Annotated in this window: 1 protein-coding gene; it reads right to left on the bottom strand. The window is 72.9% G+C overall.

From position 1 onward, the window contains the following. On the bottom strand, positions 1 to 926 hold a 926-nt coding region (pglZ, locus tag IE312_RS38765), incomplete at both ends, for a BREX-2 system phosphatase PglZ (protein ID WP_229899050.1).

Genomic DNA, 926 nt, shown 5'->3' with positions numbered 1-926 from the left:
GCGTCCGTTCTCCCGACCGTCGGCGAGTGCGTCGTCGATGGTGTTGACGACCACTCCGACGACCTTCTTCTCGTCCGCCAGGGCGCCGAGCAGTTCGGGCGCCAGGCGGTGCCCTGCCGTCCCCTCGTAACCGCCCTTGTGGAAGAGGACGGCCTCCCGGCGCCGCTTCTTCCAGAAAGCGGTGAACCCAGCGCGCTCCACATCCTGCCCGCCCTCGACGGGCGTACCACTCAGCAGCGATGCCCTGCTGATTTTGGTGAGGGTGGGCAGCATGGCGACGGCGGCGAGCCGACCGGCACGACGGTCCGCCGTTGCGGTGGGCACGATCTCGGTCCAGGCCCGTCGGTCCAGCCCGGCGGCGAGTTCGACGGCCACGTCGGCGCTCATGCCGTCCAGGACGAGGACGAGCGGCCGCCCGCCCTCACGGGCGAGCGGTGCGGCGGCCTCCGCCAGGACGTCCTCGATCAGGAGCGCCCCGTGCGGTGCCTGCGGGGAGGCTCTTTCCACCCAGACGGCCAGAGCCGCCGCGAACTGTTCGTCGAGCTGCCGACGCCGGTCCCGGACCCGGCCGATCAGCCGGTGGTAGGCCTCGCCGACCTCGCTGTCGCGCGAGGCGTCGCCTTCGGCGAGGATCCCCGTCGCCAGGTCCACCCAGCCCGTCGACTCCAAGTGGTGACGCACGCTGCTGCCGACCGCGTCCAGCGCGGGCTGCGGGGCGTCGAGCCAGCGCAGCAGGCGTACGGCTGTCCGGGCGCGCTCGGTGGAGTCGGAATGCAGGAGGGCGAGCTGGTGGTCGGCGAGATCCCGCAGTGCGGTCTGCGCGGCTTCGGGACGTCCGTCGAGTGCGGCGGCGAGTGCGCGCAGGCGGGTCCGGTAGCCGGAGGGCAGCAGCCGGTTCCCGGCCAGCAGACTCGTCAGATGGGCGG

Origin of the sequence: Streptomyces capoamus (assembly GCF_014654935.1) — a bacterium.
GTDB lineage: Bacteria > Actinomycetota > Actinomycetes > Streptomycetales > Streptomycetaceae > Streptomyces > Streptomyces capoamus.
Note: the sequence above shows the minus strand (reverse complement) of the source record. Positions and strands in the feature narration are given on the sequence as shown.